Genomic DNA, 22,600 nt, shown 5'->3' on the forward strand with positions numbered 1-22,600 from the left:
GCCTGTGTGGCCTTACCCGAACTTCACGCCGATCCGCCTTTCCTTGCGCCATACCACGGTACAGGCCCGGTGAGTTCCATCCGCCTGAACGAAGAGGGTGAAGCGCTCGGGGATGCCGACGGGGCTCGTGACATCGAGCGCCGCACCGGTGTCGGAAAGGTTGCGGACGGTGCAGTCGATCGCGCCGCCGCCGAACTCGATCGTTCCGGCCTTCAGCACGCGATGTCTCGCCCTGCTGCGTCGTTCGTCGCCCATGAGCCCAATTTACACCCAAAGTTGAAACAAACGTTAAGTGCGGGCTGAAGTCGGGATGAATCAGGCAGCCGGCATCCTACAGCGCCGGCTGAAACGTCTCCGGGCGCGCCATTCGCCAGGCGTCGCGAAATCGCGGGTCTTCAGTGCCTTCGAGCAGCTCGCCCGGGCGCAGCGCCGGATAGAGCTGCGCAAACGATTTCACGTCCGTCGTCGAGCTGCGCTGGGTGAAGTGGATCGGCCGCAGCTGCTGCGGATGGTCGAGGCCGGCCGCGGCGATCAGCTCCGTCAGCGAGTGCAGCGTCGCGTGGTGATAATTGTACACGCGATCGATCTTGAGCGGCACGTAGAGCGCGCGGGCGCGCGTCGGATCCTGCGTCGCGACTCCGGTCGGGCAGCGGTCGGTGTGGCAGCTCAGCGACTGGATGCAGCCGAGCGAGAACATGAAGCCGCGCGCCGAGTTGCAGTAATCGGCGCCGATCGCCATCGCGCGCGCCATGTCGAAAGCGGTCGCGATCTTGCCCGAGGCGCCGATCTTGATGCGGTCGCGCGCATTGATGCCGACCAGCGCGTTGTGGACGAAATTGACGCCCTCGCGCATCGGCATGCCCAGATGATCCATGAATTCCAGCGGCGCGGCTCCGGTGCCGCCCTCATTGCCGTCAACGACGATGAAATCCGGATAGATGCCGGTCTGCAGCATCGCCTTGCAGATCGCCAGGAACTCCCAGGGGTGCCCGATGCACAGCTTGAAACCGGCCGGCTTGCCGCCGGAGAGGCGGCGCATCTCGGCGACGAACTGCATCATGCCGACCGGCGTGGAGAAGGCGCGGTGCGAGGCCGGCGAGATGCAGTCCTCACCCATCGCTACGCCTCGTATCTTGGAGATCTCCTCCGAGACCTTCGCCGCAGGCAGCACGCCGCCGTGGCCCGGCTTGGCGCCCTGGCTGACCTTGAGCTCGACCATCTTGATCTGGTCGTCGCTCGCGACGCGCGCGAACGCTTCGGGATCGAAGGTGCCGTCGAGATGGCGGCAGCCGAAATAGCCCGAGCCGATCTCCCAGATGATGTCGCCGCCCATCTCGCGGTGGTAGGGGCTGACGCCGCCCTCGCCGGTGTCGTGCGCGAAGCCGCCCTTCTTCGCGCCGGCATTCAGCGCCCGAACGGCGTTGGGGCTGAGTGCGCCAAAACTCATCGCGGAGATGTTGAACACCGAGGCGGAGTAGGGCTTTGCGCAATCCGGCCCGCCGATGACGACACGGAATTTTTCCGCGGCATGCGGCTTCGGCGACACCGAATGATGCATCCACTCGTAGCCTTCGCGGTAGACGTCCTCCTGGGTGCCGAACGGCCGCTTGTCCAGCTCCATCTTCGCGCGCTGATAGACCACCGCGCGGGTGTCGCGCGAGAACGGCATGCCGTCCTTCTCGCTCTCGAAGAAATACTGCCGCATCTCGGGCCGGATCTCTTCGAGCAGGAAGCGGATATGCGCGGAGATCGGGTAGTTGCGCAGCACCGCGTGGCTCTTCTGCAGGAGATCGCGCACCCCGAGCAGCGTCAGCGCGCCGAAGATCAGGATCGGGACCAGCATGATGTCGAAGATCTTGCGATCCGCCAGGCCGATGCCCATGAGAAGCGCGGTGACGATCGCGCAGATCGTCAGCACAATGAAGCGGGGCGAGAATGGAAGCAGCAGGGTCTCCATGATCCCCTCTTCCGCCAGCGGCAGACGTTTGGGAGATTGCTGCGTCTTGTTGTCCTCGGCCACGATCACATCCTCTCGCCAGAAGGCGCTACGATACGCCCGCGCCTGTCATACGGATATGACGCGGCCCTTGTTTCAGGCTAGCGAATCCGGCCGAGAGAAATCAATCAGCCCGATGGACCGGGTTGCGGTGCAGCAAGAGGATGGAAGGGCGACAGCCGCCACCAGACAGAGCTGCCGTCCCGGGCAAGCTTGAGCGGCAGAGCCGGGACGACGAGCTGAACGTGGCGCACGATCACGCCACTTTCCAACCGAGCTTACCGCTCGACGAAGGCCTTCTCGATCACAAAATGGCCGGGCTTGTTGCCGGAGCCTTCCACGAAGTCGCGGCTCTCGAACATCGCCTTCAGCTCTTCGAGCATCGCCGGGCTGCCGCACATCATGATGCGGTCGGTTTCGATGTCGAGGGGCGACTGCCCGATGTCGTTGAATATCTGCTCGGAGCTGATGAGGTCGGTGATGCGACCGCGATTCCTGAACGGCTCGCGGGTCACGGTCGGATAATAGACGAGCTTGTCCGCGAGCAGCTCCCCGAACAGCTCGTCCTCGCGCAGGGTCGCGACGAGCTTCTCGCCATAGGCGAGCTCGGAGACCTGGCGGCAGCCGTGCACCAGCACGATGCTCTCGAACTGCTCATAGACCTCGGGATCCTTGATCAGGCTCGCGAAGGGCGCAAGGCCGGTGCCGGTCGACAGCAGCATCAGCCGCTTGCCGGGAAGCAGGTTGTCGGTGATCAGCGTGCCCGTCGCCTTGCGGCCGACCAGGATGGTGTCGCCTTCCTTGATCTTCTGCAGGCGCGACGTCAGCGGGCCGTCCTGAACCTTGATCGAGAAGAATTCCAGCTCTTCCTCGTGGTTGGCGCTCGCCATGCTGTAGGCCCGCAGCAGCGGACGACCGTCGACCTCGAGGCCGATCATGGCGAACTGGCCGTTCTGGAACCGGAAGCCGGTATCGCGCGTGGCGCGGAAGCTGAACAGCGTGTCGGTCCAATGGTGGACGGAAAGAACCTTCTCTCGGTAAAACGCGCTCATGATTCTCGATATTCCGAATAGTTGCGGCTTTCGGGCAAAAGCGTAGCCCGGCCCTGAAATGGGGGCGGACACCATTGCCATGGCGGAGGATTTCGCGTGTGTGATCTACGCCATTGCGACCAATAATCAACCTCGTTCCGGATGCAATTGATGCCGGTCAAACCGGCATTTGCGGCAGAACTGGCCACAGCATTAACGATTCCCCTCCCGAGCAGGCACGGCAGGCAATTTCCTTCCACTCAGCCGCGTGGTTGGAGCAGTTAATTTCTGCTGCGCTCGCGAGAAATTCATTAAGAATAGCTCTGATTTTCATCCCGGCTGGCGCCCTTTCCGCGCATTTACGGCTTTTGGCGACAGAAACGAAAAGTATGGCGAGCGGCGAGCGAATCTTCGTTCAGGCGATCAGGCGCTATTGCGCGGAGCATGGCATCGCGGTCGATGTCCGCGCGGGTGGCTGGCTGATCGCGATGCGCCAGGGTGCGAAGCGTCACTTCGCCTTCGGCTACGACATCGGCCTCAACAGCGCCATCGCCCACCGCCTCGCCAATGACAAGTCGGCCACCGCCGAGGTGCTGACGCTGGCGGGCGTGCCGTGCGTTCCGCATCACCTGTTCCTCAATCCGAGCCTGGGCATTCACGTCGCCGGCACCGATTGGCGCCGTGAGATGCTGATGCTGCTCGCCCAGAATTCGCAAGGCGTCGTGGTGAAGCCGAACGAGGGCACCTCGGGCCGGGCCGTGTTCAAGGCGACGACGGAGGCGGAGCTCGACCGCGCGGTTCGCGACGTGTTTTCGATGAGCGCCGGACTCGTGATCTCGCCCTATGTCGCGATCGAGGACGAAGTCCGTGTGGTGCTGCTCGGTGATCTCCCGCTCGTCGTCTACAGCAAGCGGCGTGGCACAGATTGGCGGCACAATCTCGATGCCGGCGCAACGCCGATATTGCTCGGCGATGGCGAGGTTCGCGCGGCTTGCGTCAGACTCGCAAGCGCCGCCGCAAGCGCCATCGGGATCGCGTTCGCGTCCATCGACGTGGTCCGCGTCGGCGGCGAATGGAAAGTGCTCGAGATCAATTCCGGCGTGATGATGGAAGCGCTGGGCAAGCTGCATCCGGAAATGGTGCATGCGGCGTATGAGGCGGCGCTGGACCGGATCTTCGAGGCGGAGCACTGAGCCGCCAGCGCTGACCGCCGATATCCTTCGACAGCCAATCGGCAAAATAGAACGAGGCCCGGAATTACCGAGCCTCGTTGCCATAGCAACTGCATCGGGGTTTCAGAGAGAGCCGCCAGGCTCCAAGACGCTATCGCGCATCTGGTCGTGTCGGTTGCGCCAGCGCAAACAATAACGAAATGCGCGGCGGCACGCCGCTCGCAAGACGGCATCGGCCTCTGACGGGCTCGCGGCCCGCTAGATCAGACGGGCGAGATAGACAACCGCCCCGCTAAGGACGGCTGCAACGGACCAGAACGCCGCGTCAAACGGCTTGTTGGCAATCCCGGCCTCAGTTCTGCTCATTCGCATCGGGGATCTCCGGGTCAGCGGACGGCGACGATGGCCGAACCGCTCAGAACCACCGCCTTGCTAGGCTTGAATACGGCGGCCCTCTCGACCGATACGGTTCTCACATCGGCGTGGCGGGAAACGGCAAGGCCGGCGACGGCCGCGGCAACCAGCAGCGCGACGATGACGATCCTCGAATGAGTGGCGCGGTCGGCGCTATAAATCGAATGATTCATTGGGCTCTCCGGACTCTGTTCCGCTAAGGCGTTGTTAAACGGAACCGCCGGGTCGCGCGATTGCGCGGCTTATCTTAGGGCGAGTCCCCTAAGTAGTCTGCCGGAGAGAATTCAACCTCTGAAGTTGCGCAACATCAACGTTGCACCGTCCTTTTGGCAGCTAAATCAGCAGTTTCCAGTCTTTCGAGCTGCGGACATGAATGAAGCGCACCAATTGGCTCTGGCGATGTTCGTGCTCGCCTGTGCGGCCGTGACACTGGTCGCGGGGCAGCTCTACATGCAGCAGAGCATGGATGCGCAGACTTTCACCGGCAGACACGTGCCGGCGCGATTGCTGGGCACTTCGCCGGCCACGGAGATGCGCGGTCACGCAAGACCGGATTTCAACGTGACGGGACGGCCCTGAGTCCGGTCAGACGGCAGCGAGCAGCTCGGCCGGCACACGCCACATCGAGATCACGCTCGGAGAGATGTGCTTGAGCGGCGCGTTGTCGCGCGCGCCACGCCGGAGAGCAGGATGTCGGCGTCCAGCCGTTGGCAGGATGTTCCCGTTGTGCAATGGAACGCTGCGATCTAGCCTCGCACAGCGCACGGCGAATGCGGCTTCGCACGTTTGTTTGAACGCCGGCATCGATAATCAGACCATCGACGAGGGAATGTCCATGAGCAGCAACGTCAATCGCCAGATTCTGCTGGTGGAGAAGCCCAGCGGCAAGCTGGGCCCCGAGCATTTCAAGATGGTGGAGGGCGCCGTGCCGGAGCCGAAGGACGGCGAGGCCTTGCTGCGCGTCCGATACATCTCGCTCGATGCTGCGAACCGCGCCTGGATGCACGGTGCGACCTATCGCTCGGCTGTCGAAGCCAACAGCGTGATGGCCGGCGGCGCCATCGCCGAGGTCGTCAGCTCGAAGGCGCCCGAGCTTGCGCCCGGCGACATCGTATTCGGCGACACCGGGTGGCAGGAATATGCCGCGGTGCCGGCGAAGCATCTCACCAAGATGCCGAAGCTCGAGCCGATGACGCACCTGCTCAGCGTGTTCGGCATCGCCGGCCTCACCGCCTATTTCGGCCTGCTGGAGATCGGCAAGCCCAGGGAGGGCGAGACGGTCGTGGTCTCGGCGGCCGCGGGCTCGGTCGGCTCGATCGTCGGGCAGATCGCCAAGATCAAGGGATGCCGCGTCGTCGGCATCGCCGGCGGAGCCGAGAAGTGCAACTGGCTGACCTCCGAGCTCGGCTTCGATGCCGCCGTCGATTACAAGGACGGCGCATTGTTCAAGGCGCTGCGCGCAGCCGCTCCGAAAGGCATCGACGTCTATTTCGACAATGTCGGCGGGGACATTCTCGAAGCCTGCCTGCCGCAGATGAACAATTACGGGCGCATCGCCTGCTGCGGCGCGATCTCGCAATATGACGGCGCGCCCGCAGCACACGGCCCGCGCGGCGTGCCTGGATTGATCGTGGTGAAGCGGCTGACCATGCAGGGCTTCATCGTGATGGACTACATGAAGGAGAGCCAGCGCGCACTCGCCGACCTGCAGGCATGGGTCAAGTCCGGCAGACTGAAGGTGCAGGAAGACATCATTGATGGCCTCGAGAACACGCCGAAGGCGCTGATCGGATTGCTCGCGGGCGAAAACCGCGGCAAGCGCATGATCAGGCTTTGACGAGGCAGGTTGCACCGGAATAATTGACCTTGCAGGTGGGGCTGAAGCGGCCAATGATATCGGTCGCGGGCACCACTCGCGACGATTGCAATCGCATCACATCTCAGGAAGCCGACGGCGTTTGCCGACAGGGGCGGGAAAGCAGTCAGATGTTCAATACGTTGAAGCACACATCCGCGCGCGTGACCTTGCTGGCGGCAGCGCTCCTCGCAACGGCAACAGTGGCGATCGCGCAGACACCGACCGAGGCCCAGAAGAGCGCGATCCGCTCTTCATGTCGTTCGGACTTCATGGCACGTTGTTCGAGCGTGACGCCTGGCGGCGCGGAAGCGTTTCAATGCCTGCAGAAGAACATGTCCAGCCTGTCACCGGGATGCCAGACTGCCGTGCGCGCGCTCGAGCCTCCGGCGGCGCCGAAGGCTGAAGCCGCTCCGGCTGCACCCAAGACCGAGGCCGCGCCGGCGGCACCCGCAGCACCGAAGGCCCAGGCCGCGCCTGGTGTGCCTCCCGCAGAACCTGCCAAGCCGGCCACTGCCGCGGCGCCTAAGACTGCTCCCGCCAAGCAGCCGAGCACTGCCCAGGTCTCGGCCATCAAGAGCGCTTGCCGTGGCGATTATCCCAAGGTCTGCGCCAGCGTGCCCCCGGGCGGAACGGCCGCGCTCGAATGCCTGGAGAAAAACAAGGCCAAGGTCTCTCCCTCCTGCCAAGCCGCGTTGGGCGCGGCATCCGGCACAGCGGCGACGGCTGCGCCCGCAGGCGCAGCTCCCGCGACGGCGCCCGCTGCGGCGCCGACCGTGCTCGTGCTCCGCCCGCTGCGGCCACGCGAGCAGCTGTTCGTCGCCCAATCGGCCTGCGGAGCCGACATCCGCGCGATCTGCGCCGGCGTCGAGGCTGGCGGCGGCCGCATCATCCAGTGCCTCGCCAGCAATGCCGCATCGCTGTCACCGGCCTGCAGGGACGTGCTGGGGCGATTCGCCGCGCGATAGGCGAGGCAGGTCGCGATCCCCAAACCTGGTCCGGTCGTCCGCCGCCACCGGCGAGCCGGTGAATGGGGTTTGGGCTACAGCGTCCGCCTGACACTGCGGTGGCCATTCCGGAGTGGTTTGGCTATGGTTCTGACCAGACGATTTTGGACGCACGCCTATACGCATCCGAGGCCGAGGTGCCGCACGCAGGCTTGCCGATAATTCCGCTGGCGCCAGCGGCTGGAGCACATTAGTCTACCCCTAGATAGTAAGTATACTGTCAATTAAAGGGAGGCAGACGTTGCGGATCGCCGTGATTGGCGGGGGGCCCGGCGGGCTCTACTTCGCCTATCTCTGGAAGAAGCGTCACCCCGAGGATCAGGTCGATCTGTTCGAACAGAACCCGGCCGACGCGACCTGGGGCTTTGGCGTCGTGTTCTCCGATCAGGCCCTGGAGTTCCTGCGCGCCGACGACCCCGAAACGGTCGATGCGATCGCGCCGCACATGGAGAGCTGGGAGAACATCACGCTGCACCTGCACGGCGACAGCGTCGCCATCGATGGCGTCGGCTTCTCCTCGATCGGGCGGCTCGAGTTCCTCAGATTCCTGCAGCAGCGTGCGCTCGGCGTCGGAGTGACGCCTCGCTTCGACACGCAGATCCACACCATCGACCAGCTCAACGGCCATGACCTGATCGTCGCCGCCGACGGGCTGAACTCGCTGGTGCGCCGCGCCTTCGAAGGCGATTTCGGCACCTCCCTGTCCTACTCCTCCAACAAGTTCGTCTGGTACGGTACGTCGAAACGCTTCGACACGCTGTCGCAGACCTTCGTGAAGACCGAGCGCGGCGCCTTCAACGCCCATCACTACCGTTATTCGCCCAGCATGAGCACCTTCCTGGTCGAATGCGATCACGCCACATGGCAGGCCTACGGTTTCGCCTACAAGGACGTCGAGCAATCCAAGGGAGTCTGCGAGGAGGTGTTCGCCGACACGCTCGGCGGCCATTGCCTTGTCTCCAACAAATCGATCTGGCGCAACTTTCCCTGGGTCTGGAACGAGCACTGGTCGTTCAAGAACATGGTGCTGCTCGGCGACGCCCTGCATTCGGCGCATTTCTCGATCGGCTCGGGCACGCGGCTCGCGATCGAGGACGCGATCGCGCTGGTCAAGGCGCTGGAATCCGACGCGCATCTTGCGACGGCGCTGCATCGCTATCAGGCCGCGCGCAAGCCCATCGTGCAGAAGCTCGTCAACGCCGCGCGCACGAGTGCGTTCTGGTACGAACACTTCGCCGAGCACATGAAGCTTCCCCTGCTGGATTTCGCCTACAGCTACATCACCCGCTCCGGCCGCATCGACGACGCACGCCTGCGCCACATGTCGCCGGCCTTCATGGCGCGCTACGAGGCCGCCAGGAATGCCGGGGATGCGGCATGAGCAACGAGATTCGCGACCAGGTGCCAGCCGACAGCGCGGGGGCACGCGAGATCGGCTTTGTCGTCCCCGACACCTACAATGCCAGCCGCGTGCTGTTCGACAATCTCGGCAAGGGCCGTGGTGAGAGATGCGCGCTCATGGGCCCGGCGGGTACGCGAACCTATGCCGAACTCTGCGCGGAAGCGTGCCGCTGGGGCAATGGCCTTGCCTCGCTCGGCCTGAAGCGCGGCGACCGCGTGCTCCTGTTCCTCGACGACACGCCGGCCTATCCGGCCGCGTTCTTCGGTGCGGTGCGGGCCGGCTTCGTGCCGCTCCTGATCAACACGCTGACGCCGCCGGACCTGCTGCAATTCTATCTCGCCGATTCCGGGGCGAGTGTCGCGGTCGCGGACGCGGAGTTCTGCGCGCGCTTCAATGCGGAGGCCTGCAAGGACACCCGGCTGCATACGCTGATCGCTGTCAACGGCGCGCCCGGCGACCACGCCGCACCGAGGGTGCTCGCGGCGGCAGACTGGCTTGCGCAATTCTCCACCCAGCTGAGGGAAGCGGACACCCATCGCAACGACATGGCGTTCTGGATGTACTCGTCGGGCTCGACCGGAAAGCCCAAGGGCATCGTGCATCTCCAGCACGACATGGCCTATAGCGATCTCGCCTTCGCGCAGAACATCCTGAAGCTGACGCCCGACGACATCTGCTTCTCGGTGCCGAAGATCTTCTTCGCCTACGGCTTCGGCAATTCCGTCACCTTCCCGTTCTCGGCCGGAGCGGCGACGCTGCTGCTGCCGGGTCAGCCGAAGCCTGCCGCGATCTTCGCCGCGATCGAGCGGTACAAGCCGACCGTGTTCTTCGGCCTGCCGACGCTCTACACATCGCTGACCAAGGCCGAAGGCGCGGACAAGACGGATTTCTCGTCATTGCGCATGTCCCTTTCGGCGGCCGAAGTGCTGTCGGCCGAGGTGTTCAACGGCTGGAAGACCCTGACCGGCCTCGAAATCGTCGAGGGTCTCGGCTCGACCGAGGTGCTGCACATCTATCTGTCCAACCGTCCGGAGCAGAAGAAGCTCGGCGCCGCCGGCCTGCGCGTGCCCGGCTACGAGGTCGCATTGCGCGACACGGACGGACGCGACGTCGGCGACAATGAGGAAGGCATCCTGTGGGTCCGCGGCGATTCCAATACGCCGCTGTACTGGAACCGGCCGGACAAGTCCGCCGAGACCATCCGCGACGGTGGCTGGATCTATACCGGCGACCGCTTCATCCGCGATGCCGACGGCTTCCATTTTTTCCGCGGCCGCGCCGACGACCTCATCAAGATCTCCGGCCAATGGGTCTACCCGCTCGAGGTCGAGCTGTGCCTCGCCGACCACCCCGACATCCGCGAATGCGCTGTGTTCGCCGCCGAACTGCCGGACCGCCGCATGACGCTGAAGGCGGTGGTGGTGATGAACAACCGCGCCGTTGACCACGGCGAAACGACACGCAGGCTGCAGGACTATGTGAAGGGCAAGCTGCTGCCCTACAAATATCCGCGCGAGGTCATCTTCATCGACGAGCTGCCGAAGACCGGCACGGGGAAGATCGATCGGCAGGCGCTGCTCAGGTTGTAGCAACCACTGCCGAAGCACTGCTGGTGTCGTCCCGGGCTCGCGCTACGGCGCCCCGGACGACGGCGGAGATGACGCAACTGTATCGCCTCAAACTCCACTAGCCCGCCTTCCCCAGATGCTCCATCGCATCCTCCGCCCGCAGCGGCACGCGCGACGCCTCGTTGTTGAGATCGACGAGCTGCCCAAGAAGGTCCATCAACACCTTGCGGTCGGCGGGCTTCAGCGGCTCCAGCATGCGCGCCTGGGCGCGCTCGACGGCGGGGATGATCTCGCGCAGGATCGCGGCGCCGGATCTGGTCAGGTGGAGCAGCTTGATGCGCTTGTCTTCCGGCGCCGGCTTGCGCTCGATGTAATCCTTGGCTTGGAGCCGTTCGATCACGCTGCCGAGCGTGGAGCGATCGAAGGCGACTACCGCCGAGAGGCGCGTGGCGTCGATGCCGGGATGGGTGTGAATGGCGATCAACGCGGCATATTGCACCGGCGTGAGATCGAATGCCTTGCACTCCTCCATGAAGATCGAGACCGCAATCTGCTGCATGCGCCGGAACAGATAACCCGGCGCGGCATAGACCGCGTCCATCGTGATCGGAGGAAGCGGCTTACTCGGCATCGGGCTGCTTCTCCGGCGCGGCATCCGCAAACGCTGGCAGCGCCTTCGCCGCGGCCTCGGCCTTGAGCAGGCGCGGATAGGCGGAGACATCGACGCCGAAGCGGCGCGCATTGGTGAGCTGCGGCACGAGGCAGAGATCGGCCAGGCTCGGCTCATCGCCGAAGCAAAACGGGCCCGGCTCGTCCCTGATCAGGGTCTCGCATGCCGACAGGCCCTCGCGATTGGCCCAGGCTGCCCAATCCTGGACCTTCTCCTCGGGCAGGCCCAGCTCGCGCAGCCGCGCCAGCACCTTCAGGTTCTGTACCGGATGGGTGTCGCAGGCGATTGCGAGCGCGAACGCCCTCACCTTGGCGCGGCGCAGCGGATCCTTGGGCAGCAGCGGCGGATTGGGGTGGGTCTCGTCGAGCCATTCGATTATCGCGACCGATTGGGTCAGCACGGCGCCGCCGTCGTTTTCGAGCGCCGGCACGAGGCCTTGCGGATTGATGGCAAGATAGGCGGGCGCGCATTGCTCGCCCTTGCGCAGATGGTGCGGCAGGTGCTCGGCGCCGAGGCCCTTGAGGTTCAGCGCGATCCTCACCCGGTAAGCGGCGCTGGAGCGGAAATAGCCGTGCAGCTTCATGTAGACCTCCCAATTTTCTGTCCTCCGGGCCTCGCGCAGCGAGAACCCGGAACCTCTAGATTCTCAGGCGCGCAAGTGCGCACCATAGTCCGATGCTAGCGCACGCCCGGAATGACGGTGGCTTGTATGCCCTTCGTTACGTTGACGCTACCTAGATCGTCAGTATACTGTCAATCAACAAACGATCGGGAGCAGCGACCATGGAAGCCGTGGCCAAGACGCCGGAACGCGAGGCATTCTACAGAAAGATCGACGGCGAAAACCTCACCGCGCTGTGGACGGTGATGAGCGATCTCATCACGCCGGAGCCGAAGAGCGCCTGCCGGCCTCACCTCTGGAAATTCGACGTCATCCGCGATTACATGACGGAAGCCGGCAAGCTGATCACGGCCAAGGAGGCCGAGCGGCGCGTGCTGGTGCTGGAGAATCCCGGCCTGCGCGGGCAATCCAAGATCACGACGTCGCTCTACGCCGGCGTGCAGATGGTGGTGCCCGGCGACGTCGCGCCTGCGCACCGCCACAGCCAGTCGGCGCTGCGCTTCGTGCTCGAAGGCAAGGGCGCCCACACCGCGGTGGACGGCGAGCGCACCGCGATGGAGCCCGGCGACTTCATCATCACGCCCTCGATGACCTGGCACGATCATTCCAATGAAACCGATCAGCCGATGTTCTGGCTCGACGGTCTCGACATCCCCCTGGTGCAGTTCTTCGACTGCTCCTTCGCGGAAGGTTCGAAGGAGGATCAGCAGAAGATCACGAAGCCCGCCGGCGACAGCTTTGCGCGCTACGGCCACAACCTGTTGCCGGTCGATGTGAAGCGCAGCTCGAAGACCTCGCCGATCTTCAGCTATCCCTACGCCTACACCCGCGAGGCGCTGGAGAAGGCGCGCACGAGCCAGGAGTGGGACGCATGCCACGGCCTGAAGCTGAAGTTCAGCAATCCCGAGACCGGCGATTTCGCCATGCCGACCATCGGCACCTTCATCCAGCTGCTGCCGAAGGGCTTCAAGACCGCGCGCTATCGGTCGACCGATGCCACCGTGTTCTGCCCGATCGAAGGCAAGGGGCGCAGCCGCATCGGCGATGCCGTTTTCGAATGGGGCCCGCGCGACCTGTTCGTGGTGCCGAGCTGGCACTGGGTCACGCACGAGGCGGACGAGGACGCGGTGCTGTTCAGCTTCTCGGACCGCCCGGTGCAGCAGAAGCTGGATCTGTTCCGCGAGGACCGCGGCAACGCGTGAGATTCTGGTGCTAGCCAGATCGTCATTGCGGGCAGCCCTTGCGACGAAGCAATCCGGGCTGCCGCGGTGGAAAGAGTCTGGATTGCTTCGCCGCGCTCGCAATGACGGAGTAGGCTTCAGCGCCAGTGCAGCAGCCGCGTCTCCAGCCAGCCGATCACCTTGCCGACCGCGAGCCCGAACACCGACAGGATCACCACGCCCGCGAGCAGCTGATCCGTCTGCATCAAATTGCCGGCCTGCAAGACGAAGGCCCCGATCCCATATTGCGCGCCGATCATCTCGGCGCTGACGACGAGGAGCAGCGCGACCGATGCAGTGATGCGGAAGCCGGCAAGGATCGCGGGCAGCGCTCCCGGCCAGATCACCTTGCGCACGATGGTCGCGAACGGCACGTTGAAGCTCTGCGCCATGCGGATCAGGTTGCGCGGCACCGCATCAACGCCGCTATAGACCGAGATCGCGGTCGAGAAGAACACCCCGAGCGCGATGGTCGCGATCTTCGGCTCCTCGCCGATGCCCAGCCAAAGGATCAAAAGCGGCAGCAGCGCGATCTTCGGGATCGGGAACAACGCCGAGATGAAGGTGATGCCGACGCTGCGCGCGAGCCGCGACAGGCCGATGGCAAAGCCGACGGCGACGCCAGCCGCCGTTCCCAACAGCCAGCCGATGCCAATGCGCAGCAGCGAGGCCGAAACGTGCTGCCAGAGCGCACCGGAGATCGCGAGCTGGTAGATCGCGCGCGCGATCGCGGTAGGCGCCGGCAGGAACAGTGGATTGACGAGGCCGGCGCTGCTGGCGGCCTGCCAGATCGCGATGACAAGCGCGAGCGCGAACCAGCCGCCGAACCGACTCGACGCAGGCACGAAGCCGGCGCCGCGGAAACGGACGCGGCGCGTCGCCTGATCCTTCAAGGTCTCCTCGGCAGGCGCGCGATCAAGCATGCTGGACCTCGCGCTCGGCATCGATCGCCTCGTTGCGGATCAGCGACCAGATCTGCGTCTGCAGCGCCAGCAGCCTTTCACGCGCCGCGGTCTCACCGCGCTCAGTGCGCGTCATCGGCACCGTCACAACCTCGCGGATGCGTCCGGGCCGCCGCGACAGCACGACGATGCGGTCCGCGAGCCGCGCCGCCTCTTCGAGATTGTGGGTGACATAGACCGCACCCATGCCGCCATCGGAGAGCAGGCGGACGAAATCCTCCATCAAGAGTTCGCGAGTCTGCGAATCCAGTGCCGAGAGCGGCTCGTCCATCAGGAGAATGGCGGGCCTCACCGCCAGCGCGCGCGAAATGCCGACGCGCTGGCGCATGCCGCCGGAGAGCTGCTTTGGATAGGTCTGGCGAAAATCGGTCAGGCTGGTTCGTCGCAGGGCGTCCTCGACTAACGCGCGCCGCTGCGTGGCCGTGAGCTGGGTGTGCAGCAGCGGGAATTCGACGTTCTCCTCGACCGTGGCCCAGGGCAGCAGCGCAAAATCCTGGAATACGAAAGTCAGCGGATTGAGACTGTCCGCCGGCGGCGTCCCGCGCAACTCGGGCGCGCCGGAGGTCGGTTGCAAGAGGCCGCCCAGGATCGACAGCAGCGTGCTCTTGCCGCAACCGGAAGGACCGACGACGGCCACCACCTCGCCGGCGCCGACCGTGAATGAGACGTCATCGAGTACGGCGAGATCGCCGAAGCGGTGGGAAATGTGGCTGGCGATCAGGTCCATGCGCGTTGTCTATCCCTGCGTCGTTCCGGGATGATCCGAAGGATCAGACCTCGGTGCGCAATTGCGCACCAGGGAACCTCGAGATTCTCAGGTGCGCAAGGGCGCACCATAGTTCTCGCTTTGCATCGCCCCGGAATGACGGAAACATCAGTCCGCCTTCACGTAGTCCTTGGCGATGATCGTGTTCACATCAAAGCCCTTGTCGACAAAACCCTGCTCCTGCAGCCATTTGATCTGGTTGTCGACGTTCTTCACGTCGAGCTTGCCGTCGGGATCGATATAGGCGCAGTTGCCGACCACCTGCTCGACCGGCAAGTTGGTGTATTTGGCGATGATCTCCAGCAGCGGTTTTGTCTGCTCGTTAATCGGGGCGACGCCGTCCTTCATCGCGGCAAGGATGACGTCGTGATATTCGCGATCGGCCTTGGCGAGCGCACCGAGCAGTTTTGTCACCAGCATCTTGTTGGTCAGTGTCTTCGGCGAGGCGAACACCGCACCCAATTGCCACGGCGTTTCGTCGCCGACCCAACCCAGGAATTTCGCACCGCCATCGTCCATCAGCTTGCGCGCCGTGGAGATCGGCAGCAGCGCCGCATCGACGGTCTCGCCCTTGAGCGCTGCCGCCGCATTCGAAAGCGATTGTAGCGGCACGATCCTCACATCGGCGAGCTTGAAGCCGTATTTATCGGCGAGCAGGCCGAGCGAATAGTGAAAGCTCGAGCCAACCTGCGTCATCGCCACGCGCTTGCCGGCGAGGTCCTTCGGCGTTTTCAGGCCGGCCGCATAGGCGTTGTTGCTGGCGAAATAGCCGATCAGGGGATAGCCGGCCTTCTCGCGGCTCATACCGCCGATCACCTTCAGCGTGCCCTTGCCGGCAAGATTGTAGAGACCGGCGGTGAAGGCGGTGATGCCGAAATCGACGTCGCCCGAGGTGGTGGCGACCGCGATCGGCTGCGCCGCATCGAAGAATTTCAGCTCGACCTCGAGGCCAGCGTCGCGGAAATAGCCCTTATCCTGCGCGATGAAGACGGGCGCGGAGGAGGACAGGCGGAGCACGCCGATCTTGGCCTTCAGGCCGTCCTCGGCCCGCGCCGTACCCATCACCATGATCGCCACCAGGCCCGCGAGCACGAGCCGCACCATCCCGATCATCCCGTTTCCTCTCGTGGTTGTCTTGCAGTCCGCTACAGGCCTTCAGGCAGCGCCTGGTCCCGCCCGACGAAGGCGCCCTGTTGTTTCAAGGTTTCCTGCAATTTTTCAATGGGGATGTCGCGCGGAATCCGATTTCCAGCGAGCGCGAGCGCGGCGGCGGAACCTGCGGCCTCGCCCATCGCGAAGCAGGCACCGGAGACCCGCGCGGCCGATTGGCCCTCATGTGTCATGGACGCGCAGCGGCCCGCAACCAGGAGATTGTCGACGCCTTCGGGCACCAGCATCCGGTAAGGCAGCTCGTTGTAGCCGCGCGAGTCCGGGATCGGCGGGAATGTAAAGACGACGTCGCCGGGAACATGCGCCTCGATCGGCCAGCCATTGACGCCGATGGAATCCTCGAACGAGGCGCAGCCGAGCACGTCCTCGCCGCTGAGCTGGTAGCCGCCCTTGATGCGGCGGGTCTCGCGGATGCCGAGCTGCGGCGGCAAGTCGACGATATAGGATCTTTCGAAGCCCGGCACGGTACGCAGGAACTCGAACGCGGCCAGCGCCTGCTTGCGGCCCTCGATCTCGCCGCGGGTGAGATCGTCGGGCTCGACGCCGTTGATGGCGTGGCCGTCCTCGCGCGCGACCTGCGTGAAGTTCACCCGCCACTCGATGCCGGACTTTTGCGGCCGCACGATCGCGCTCTTGCGCGGGAATGTGTGGGTGCCGGCCGCAAGGGCCTTGTCCATCAATTGCGGAATGGTGCGCCACGCATCGCCCGCCTTCTCCGGATCGATGCCGTTGAGGCGCAGCATCATCGAAGGGTAGAGCGGATGACCGTGCTCATCGCCGAGCTCGAACGGCGCGCCGGCCCACACGGCAAGATCGCCGTCGCCGGAGCAATCGATGAAGATCTCGGACCGCACCGCCTGTCGGCCAGCCTTGGTCTCGACCAGCAACGCGTCGATGCGGCGGTCATCCCCCATCACGACGCCGGCGCCGAGCGCATGGAAAAGGATGTTCACCTGGTGACCGGCGAGCAGTTGATCGGCCGCGATCTTGTAGGCCGCGGTGTCGTAGGCCTGCGCATAGACCTTGCCGAGGATCAGATGCGGCGTGTTCAGGCCGTTCAAGCGATCGATCCGCGCCAGCAGCTCCGACGCCATGCCCTGCACCAGCCGCCGGTGCTCGCCATGGACATTGCCATGCAGGCCGCAGAAGTTGGTGACGCCGGCTGCGGTGCCCATGCCGCCGAGAAACCCGTAACGCTCGATCAGCAGCGTCTTCCGCCCGGCCCGCGAGGCCGAGGCCGCCGCCACGATGCCGGCCGGACCGCCGCCAAGCACGACCACTTCGTATTCGCCATAGAGCGGCACTTTCCGTGCCGGTTCTTCGATCATCCTGGGCCGCATGGCGCGTCCGCTCCCGGCATTTGTCTGGAGGGATGGAGGATTAGCCCGGCTCGCCCCACCATCGCAAGATCACGGTTGCTCCCGCTCGCTGGACCTGAGACAAGGCAGCCATGTATCGTATGGCCAAGAAATCCGCGCTCGTTGCCCTGGTCGCCTTCGTGCTCCCATCGGGCCATGCAGCGGCATTGGAGCAGAACTGCCGCTTCATCCGGGAAAAGCCTGACCGCGAAGCCTGCTACAAGCGGCAGGAGGATGAGCTTGCGGCCAAGCGCAGGCCCGAGCCGCCTCGCGAAAGTACCGCGCTCGAAACGCTCCGCGAGATGCGGCAGAACGACGACGCAGTCTATCGCAGCATCAACAACATCTGCCGCGGCTGCTGACGTTCAGCCCTTACCGCCGCCCCAATTCGCCGCCCGCTTCTCGGCGAACGACGCCAGCCCTTCCGCTGCCTCCGCACTCTGTCGCTTGAGCGAATGCAACTGCACGAGCCGGGTGTAGGCGGCATCGCCCACCGCCATGCCGCCGAACGAGCTCTCGAGCGCGAGACGCTTGGTCTCGGCCATCGCATCCGGTCCGTTGGCGAGCAATTGCTCGACCACCTTGCTGCCTGCGCCTTCGAGATCGGCGAGCGGCACCACCTCGTGGACGAGGCCGATGCGGCGGGCGTCCTCGGCGCCGAAACGTTCCCCGGTGAGCGCGTAGCGGCGGACCTGGCGTACACCAATGGCGTCGCAGAGCTGCGGGATGATGATCGCCGCCGTCAGCCCCCAGCGCACCTCGGTAATCGAGAACAACGCGTTATCCGCGGCAATCACGACGTCGCAGGCCGCGATCACGCCGGTGCCGCCGCCAAAACAGCCGCCCTGCACCAGCGCGACGGTGGGGATCGGCAGCGTGTTGAGCCGCTGCACAGCCTCGAACGTCGCCCGCGAGGCCGCTTCGTTGGCCTCAGCCGATTGCGGCCGCACGCTATTGATCCACTTGAGGTCAGCGCCGGCCTGGAAATGCTTGCCGTTGCCCCTGAGCACGACGACGCGCAGGTTCGGCTTCTTGGACAGATCGTCCATGGCCGCGAGCACGCCCGCGATCAGCGCGCCATCATAGGCGTTGTTGACCTCCGGGCGGTTCAACGTGACGGTCGCAACCCCACGCTCATCTGATGTCCACAGGACGGGGTTGGCGGTCATCGGTGGTCCTCCGGTCGGTTTCTTTGCTGCGCACTATGGCCGACGCGGCGTGTCCTGATCCATATCTTTCCGGCGTGGGGCGGCCGCGTCCACCGCATGGCGGCTTGTGTCATGCTGGCTTCCGGGCGGCAAAGAGACAGGGACCGGACATCATCATGCGTATCTGCATTTTCGGTGCGGGCGCCGTCGGCAGCCACATTGCGGTACGGCTGGCGCGCGCCGGCCACGAGGTCTCGTGCGTGATGCGCGGCGCGCATCTCGAGGCCGCGCGCGCGGGCGGCCTCAAGCTGCGCGTCGGCGATTCCGAGGTCGGCGCCAAGGTGAACGCAACAGGCGATCCGGCCCAGCTCGGCCCGCAGGACGTGGTGATCTCGACGCTGAAGGCGACGGCGCTGCAGGGACTGGTCTCCAGCATCAAGCCGCTGCTCCAGGACGACACCGCCATCGTGTTCGCCCAGAACGGCATTCCCTGGTGGTACGGTATCGGCCTGCCGCCGCGGCATCCCGCCCCGCCCGACATTTCATTTCTCGACCCCGGCGGACGCTTGCGCGCCTGCATCCCGAAGGAGCGGATCATCGGAGGCGTCGTGTTCTCCTCCAACGAGGTGATCGCGCCGGGCGTGGTGCAGAACCTGACCCCGGACCGCAACCGGCTTCTGATCGGCGAATGCGACGACCGCAATTGCGAGCGCATCACGAAGCTCCGCAACGTCCTCAACGATGCCCGGCTGGAATCGCCGCCGGTGGCCGAGATCCGCGAGGCGATCTGGTCAAAGCTGCTGACCAACATGTCGCTCTCGGTGCTGTGCCTGCTCACCGGCCAGACCGCGCGCGGCGTGCGCGACGACCCGGCCTTCGCGGACGTGATTCCGCGCATGCTGAACGAGGCCAACGAGATTGCCCAGCATTTCATCCCAGAGGTCAAGCGCGTCACGCGCAGCGGCCCCGCCCCAAATCACAAGCCGTCGCTGCTGCAGGACTACGAACTCGGCCGCGCCATGGAGATCGACGTGCTGGTCAAGGCGCCGCAGGCCTTCGCGCGGACCGCCGGCCTGTCGACGCCGACGCTCGACCTGATCGGCGCACTGGCGATCCAGAAAGCGCGCGACAAGGGGCTCTATTCAGCCTGAGGTCAGGCGCGCTGGTCGATCCAGGCCGCGAGAGTATCAAGCACCTCCTTGAGCGCCTCGTCATTGCTGCGGCCGGACTTCTTCAGCACCGCGAAGGAGTGGTCGCCGCCTTCGACCTCATGCAGCGTCGCCTTCGCGCCCAGCATTTCGGTCACCGGCTTGAGATGGCCGAGATCGGCAAGCTCGTCGCGCGTGCCTTGCAGGAACAGCATCGGGATCGCGATGCCGGCGAGGTGCTCGGCGCGCTCGGACGACGGCTTCTTGGCGGCATGGAGGGGAAAGCCGAGGAAGGCGAGGCCCTTGACACCAGGGAGCGGTGCCTTCGACTGCGCTTGCGAGGTCATGCGCCCGCCGAACGATTTGCCGCCGGCAACAAGTTTCAGGCCAGGACACAGCCGCGCCGCCTCCTCGACTGCCGTGCGGATGGCGGCATGCGCAACAGCCGGCTGGTCGGGACGCCCTTGTTTCTTCTCCATGTAGGGAAAATTGAAGCGCAAGGTCGCGATGCCGCGGCTCGCGAGCCCCTCCGCGACCTTCTCCATGAAGGAATGCCGCATATCGGCGCCGGCGCCGTGCGCCAGCACGTAGCAGGCGCGCGCATGGTCCGGCCGCGTCAGGATCGCCGAGACCGTACCAATGCGTTCGATGTCGAGCTTGAGCTCGCGCGTCTCGACCAAGACCGAATGTTCCCGATGAATGCTCTCGATGGTACCTGCGCGACCGCGATCTGAAAACAGGAAACCTCGCACGTGTCCGCGAAGGCCCTAGCTGACCCGCCGTTCCCGCCCCTCCCAGAACGGCTTGCGCAGCTCGCGCTTGAGCACCTTGCCGGCGCCGGACAGCGGCAGCGGCGTTTCTGTGATCTCGATGCTGCGGGGACATTTATAACCGGCAATCAACGTCTTCGTGAACTCGATCAGCTCGCCGGGCGAAACCTCGACACCGCTGCGTTTGACCACGACGGCGTGGACCTGTTCTCCCCATTGCTCATTGGGAACGCCGATCACCGCGCATTGCAGCACCGAGGGATGCTGCGCCAGCGCGTTCTCGACCTCGACCGAGTACACATTTTCGCCGCCCGAGATGATCATGTCCTTCACGCGGTCGACGACATAGATGAAGCCGTCCTCGTCCATGTAGCCACCGTCGCCTGTGTGCATCCAGCCGTCGACGACGGCCCGCGCGGTCTCCTCCGGCCGCTCCCAATAGCCCATCATCACGGTGTCGCCGCGCACCACGATCTCGCCGACAGCGCCCGTGGGCAGGGGTTGATCGTTCTCGTCGACGATCCGCACCTCGCAGCCGAGCGTGGCGCGGCCCGCGCCGCGGTGACGTCCCTTCCTGCGCCCCTCCCCGACATGCTCGTTCGCATGCAGCAGCGTCGCGATCGGCGACAATTCGGTCATGCCGTAGGCCTGGGTGAAACGCACATGCGGCAGTGCGCGCGCAGCACGGTCGAGTACCGCCTCGCTGATGGGCGAGGCTCCATAGATGATGTGCTTGAGCGAGGACAGGTCGTAGTTCCCGATCGCGGGGTGATCGACCAGCATCTGGATCATGGTGGGCACCAGCAGCACGTCGGTGACACGCTCGCTCTGCATCGCGGCCATCACACCTTCGGGCGTGAAGCCCTGAACGATCACGTTGGAGCCGCCGGAGAGCAGCAGCGAATACATGGCCGCGCCGTTGGCGAGGTGAAACATCGGCGCCGCGTGCAGGTACATCGTGCTCGCCGGAAACAGTCCTTCGCCGAGAGCGTTGAGCGCATTGGCCATCAGGTTCTGGTGGCTGAGCATCACGCCCTTGGAACGCCCGGTGGTGCCGCCGGTGTAGAAGATGCCGGCGAGATCCTCGCCCTTGCGCATGGCATCGGCAACGGGCGCACTGCCCGCGACCATTTCCTCATAGCTCTCCATTCCGGCCGGCACCTCGCCGTCGTCGGCATAGATCAGCTTCAGACCCGGAATTGCGCCGGCGAGCTGCGCGCCGACCTGCGCAAAGGCCTTGTCGACCAACAGAACGGAGGCACGGCAGTCGCGCAGCGCATCCTCGTTTTCAAGGGCGCTCCAGCGGATGTTGAGCGGCACGATCACGCCGCCCGCCCAGCCGGTCGCCAGGTAGAGCTCGAGGTAGCGATCCGAGTTGAAGGACAGCACGGCGACGCGATCGCCATCACTGACGCCGCGCGAGCGCAGCCCGCCGGCCAGCCTTGCAACGCGTTCGCCGAGCTCGCCCCAGCTGCGACGCCGCTGGCCATAGACGGTGGCGAGTCCCTTCGGGTTGATCTGCAGCGCGCGCCGCAGTCCGTGCGTGATGTTCATCGCGTTCCTCCTCCTGTACGCTTCTTCCCTGCCGTCGTGCGTCCTGAGTTGCGCCGTTGCGGCGCCCCCGGCGTCTTCTTTGTCATCTGCTGCCGGCTCTCGGTTGCGAGGCCCTCCGTCAGGCGAACCGTGAACTCGTCGGCGATTTCGCTCGGCGACAGCTCGCCGTCGCGGCGATACCAATGGCCGATCCAGTTGAGCGCGCCCGCGATCGCGAAGGCTGCAAGCTTGGGATCACAAGGCCTGATCGAGCCGTCGGCCGTGCCTGCGGCGATGTAGCGCCGGAAGGTGGCGTCGATCCGCTTCTTGGCGGCACGCGCGACCGCGGCGTTCCGCTCGGTCAGGTCGCGCAGGTCGAAACGCACCAGGCTCGCGCCGAAATCGGTCGCCATCAGCGCGGCATAGGCGTGCACCAGCTTGCGCAGCTTGGCCAGCCCCGAACCGCCGCCGCCGTTGATCTCCGTGATGACGCTGTCGACGAGCTCGGCGCCCATCGACCAGCATTCGAACAGGATCTCGTCCTTGCCGCGGAAATAATTGTACAGCGCGGGCTTGGTGATGTTCAGCCGCTCGGCGACCTCGTTCAGCGTCACGCGATGATAGCCCTGCTCCAGGAACAGCTGCACGGCGGCGCGCAGCACCGCCTCGCGCTTTTCGTCGCGGGCGCGGCGGCGGCTTTCGAACGGCAGCCAGGGCGAAGAGGACGGCAATGAGGGCGGAACGGGCGGCGCTGAATCCATGCTCGGTCGGTTGACTCTCGTGGGCAT

The 22,600-nt window shown here is 65.0% G+C and carries 23 protein-coding genes; 9 read left to right on the top strand and 14 right to left on the bottom strand.

The annotated features are described in order from the left end of the window. Positions 1 to 12 precede the first annotated feature (12 nt). The 3 genes from ASG57_RS08470 to ASG57_RS08480 form a co-directional block, all read right to left on the bottom strand. Complete coding sequence (locus tag ASG57_RS08470) at positions 13 to 255, bottom strand: PilZ domain-containing protein (RefSeq protein WP_024339181.1); 243 nt, start codon at positions 253 to 255, stop codon at positions 13 to 15. Positions 256 to 331: 76 nt separating this feature from the next. Then, a complete protein-coding gene (locus ASG57_RS08475) occupies positions 332 to 2,020 on the bottom strand; it encodes an FMN-binding glutamate synthase family protein (protein WP_200948537.1) in 1,689 nt (562 codons plus the stop codon). A 254-nt stretch (positions 2,021 to 2,274) separates the two neighbouring features. Next, positions 2,275 to 3,048, bottom strand: coding sequence for a ferredoxin--NADP reductase (locus ASG57_RS08480; RefSeq protein ID WP_024339183.1), 774 nt, complete (start codon positions 3,046 to 3,048; stop codon positions 2,275 to 2,277). A gap of 368 nt (positions 3,049 to 3,416) precedes the next feature. Between ASG57_RS08480 and ASG57_RS08485 the strand changes: the two genes are divergently transcribed. Continuing rightward, positions 3,417 to 4,220, top strand: coding sequence for an ATP-grasp domain-containing protein (locus ASG57_RS08485; protein ID WP_057196042.1), 804 nt, complete (start codon positions 3,417 to 3,419; stop codon positions 4,218 to 4,220). A gap of 365 nt (positions 4,221 to 4,585) precedes the next feature. Here ASG57_RS08485 and ASG57_RS08490 read toward each other — a convergent pair whose 3' ends face one another. Further along, positions 4,586 to 4,786 (bottom strand): hypothetical protein, encoded by a 201-nt coding sequence (locus tag ASG57_RS08490; protein ID WP_024339185.1) that lies wholly within the window; start codon positions 4,784 to 4,786, stop codon positions 4,586 to 4,588. Between the two features lie 196 nt (positions 4,787 to 4,982). On the opposite strand from ASG57_RS08490, the gene ASG57_RS08495 reads away from it, so the two are divergent. The 5 genes from ASG57_RS08495 to ASG57_RS08520 all read left to right on the top strand — a co-directional run bounded on the left by ASG57_RS08495 (position 4,983) and on the right by ASG57_RS08520 (position 10,466). Next, on the top strand, positions 4,983 to 5,192 hold the full coding sequence (locus ASG57_RS08495) for a hypothetical protein (protein ID WP_035728909.1): 210 nt from the start codon (positions 4,983 to 4,985) through the stop codon (positions 5,190 to 5,192). 256 nt (positions 5,193 to 5,448) lie between these two features. Next, the gene (locus ASG57_RS08505; RefSeq protein ID WP_057196088.1) at positions 5,449 to 6,450 is read left to right on the top strand and encodes an NADP-dependent oxidoreductase; all 1,002 of its coding nucleotides are present in this window, start codon (positions 5,449 to 5,451) and stop codon (positions 6,448 to 6,450) included. Positions 6,451 to 6,599: 149 nt separating this feature from the next. Beyond that, positions 6,600 to 7,436, top strand: a complete 837-nt coding sequence (locus ASG57_RS08510; RefSeq protein WP_057196044.1) for a cysteine rich repeat-containing protein — start codon at positions 6,600 to 6,602, stop codon at positions 7,434 to 7,436. A 280-nt stretch (positions 7,437 to 7,716) separates the two neighbouring features. Then, positions 7,717 to 8,856 (top strand): FAD-dependent monooxygenase, encoded by a 1,140-nt coding sequence (locus ASG57_RS08515; protein WP_057196045.1) that lies wholly within the window; start codon positions 7,717 to 7,719, stop codon positions 8,854 to 8,856. Next, entirely contained in the window at positions 8,853 to 10,466 is a 1,614-nt protein-coding gene (locus ASG57_RS08520) for a benzoate-CoA ligase family protein (protein WP_057196046.1), read from the top strand. Before ASG57_RS08515 ends, ASG57_RS08520 begins: the two co-directional genes overlap by 4 nt. A 97-nt stretch (positions 10,467 to 10,563) precedes the next feature. Here the strand turns inward: ASG57_RS08520 and ASG57_RS08525 are convergent, their stop codons facing one another. Continuing rightward, positions 10,564 to 11,076, bottom strand: coding sequence for a MarR family winged helix-turn-helix transcriptional regulator (locus ASG57_RS08525; RefSeq protein ID WP_057196047.1), 513 nt, complete (start codon positions 11,074 to 11,076; stop codon positions 10,564 to 10,566). Beyond that, entirely contained in the window at positions 11,066 to 11,698 is a 633-nt protein-coding gene (maiA, locus tag ASG57_RS08530; RefSeq protein WP_024339192.1) for a maleylacetoacetate isomerase, read from the bottom strand. Before maiA ends, ASG57_RS08525 begins: the two co-directional genes overlap by 11 nt. Positions 11,699 to 11,898: 200 nt before the next feature. Between maiA and gtdA the strand changes: the two genes are divergently transcribed. Beyond that, complete coding sequence (gtdA, locus tag ASG57_RS08535) at positions 11,899 to 12,939, top strand: gentisate 1,2-dioxygenase (RefSeq protein WP_024339193.1); 1,041 nt, start codon at positions 11,899 to 11,901, stop codon at positions 12,937 to 12,939. A gap of 116 nt (positions 12,940 to 13,055) precedes the next feature. Here gtdA and ASG57_RS08540 read toward each other — a convergent pair whose 3' ends face one another. The 4 genes from ASG57_RS08540 to ASG57_RS08555 form a co-directional block, all read right to left on the bottom strand. Further along, a complete protein-coding gene (locus ASG57_RS08540) occupies positions 13,056 to 13,880 on the bottom strand; it encodes an ABC transporter permease (protein WP_057196048.1) in 825 nt (274 codons plus the stop codon). After that, on the bottom strand, positions 13,873 to 14,646 hold the full coding sequence (locus ASG57_RS08545; RefSeq protein ID WP_057196049.1) for an ABC transporter ATP-binding protein: 774 nt from the start codon (positions 14,644 to 14,646) through the stop codon (positions 13,873 to 13,875). The genes ASG57_RS08540 and ASG57_RS08545 overlap by 8 nt, the downstream gene beginning before the upstream one ends. A gap of 147 nt (positions 14,647 to 14,793) precedes the next feature. After that, positions 14,794 to 15,798: an ABC transporter substrate-binding protein gene (locus ASG57_RS08550; protein ID WP_057196050.1), complete on the bottom strand. Its 1,005-nt coding sequence runs from the start codon at positions 15,796 to 15,798 to the stop codon at positions 14,794 to 14,796. Positions 15,799 to 15,830: 32 nt separating this feature from the next. Beyond that, positions 15,831 to 17,195: an FAD-dependent oxidoreductase gene (locus ASG57_RS08555; RefSeq protein ID WP_057196051.1), complete on the bottom strand. Its 1,365-nt coding sequence runs from the start codon at positions 17,193 to 17,195 to the stop codon at positions 15,831 to 15,833. 110 nt (positions 17,196 to 17,305) lie between these two features. Here ASG57_RS08555 and ASG57_RS08560 point away from each other — a divergent pair, with 110 nt between their 5' ends. Continuing rightward, positions 17,306 to 17,575: a hypothetical protein gene (locus tag ASG57_RS08560; protein ID WP_057196052.1), complete on the top strand. Its 270-nt coding sequence runs from the start codon at positions 17,306 to 17,308 to the stop codon at positions 17,573 to 17,575. A 3-nt stretch (positions 17,576 to 17,578) separates the two neighbouring features. Here the strand turns inward: ASG57_RS08560 and ASG57_RS08565 are convergent, their stop codons facing one another. Further along, the gene (locus tag ASG57_RS08565; RefSeq protein WP_057196053.1) at positions 17,579 to 18,382 is read right to left on the bottom strand and encodes an enoyl-CoA hydratase-related protein; all 804 of its coding nucleotides are present in this window, start codon (positions 18,380 to 18,382) and stop codon (positions 17,579 to 17,581) included. 155 nt (positions 18,383 to 18,537) lie between these two features. Here ASG57_RS08565 and ASG57_RS08570 point away from each other — a divergent pair, with 155 nt between their 5' ends. Next, a complete protein-coding gene (locus ASG57_RS08570) occupies positions 18,538 to 19,512 on the top strand; it encodes a ketopantoate reductase family protein (protein WP_057196054.1) in 975 nt (324 codons plus the stop codon). A gap of 2 nt (positions 19,513 to 19,514) precedes the next feature. Here the strand turns inward: ASG57_RS08570 and ASG57_RS08575 are convergent, their stop codons facing one another. The 3 genes from ASG57_RS08575 to ASG57_RS08585 form a co-directional block, all read right to left on the bottom strand. Then, a complete protein-coding gene (locus ASG57_RS08575; RefSeq protein ID WP_024339201.1) occupies positions 19,515 to 20,189 on the bottom strand; it encodes an alpha/beta hydrolase family protein in 675 nt (224 codons plus the stop codon). Positions 20,190 to 20,276: 87 nt separating this feature from the next. Further along, on the bottom strand, positions 20,277 to 21,833 hold the full coding sequence (locus tag ASG57_RS08580; protein WP_057196055.1) for a long-chain-fatty-acid--CoA ligase: 1,557 nt from the start codon (positions 21,831 to 21,833) through the stop codon (positions 20,277 to 20,279). Further along, positions 21,830 to 22,573: a TetR/AcrR family transcriptional regulator gene (locus tag ASG57_RS08585; protein ID WP_057196056.1), complete on the bottom strand. Its 744-nt coding sequence runs from the start codon at positions 22,571 to 22,573 to the stop codon at positions 21,830 to 21,832. The genes ASG57_RS08580 and ASG57_RS08585 overlap by 4 nt, the downstream gene beginning before the upstream one ends. Positions 22,574 to 22,600 lie beyond the last annotated feature (27 nt).

Origin of the sequence: Bradyrhizobium sp. Leaf396, assembly GCF_001424605.1 — a bacterium.
GTDB classification, from domain to species: Bacteria; Pseudomonadota; Alphaproteobacteria; order Rhizobiales; family Xanthobacteraceae; genus Bradyrhizobium; species Bradyrhizobium japonicum_C.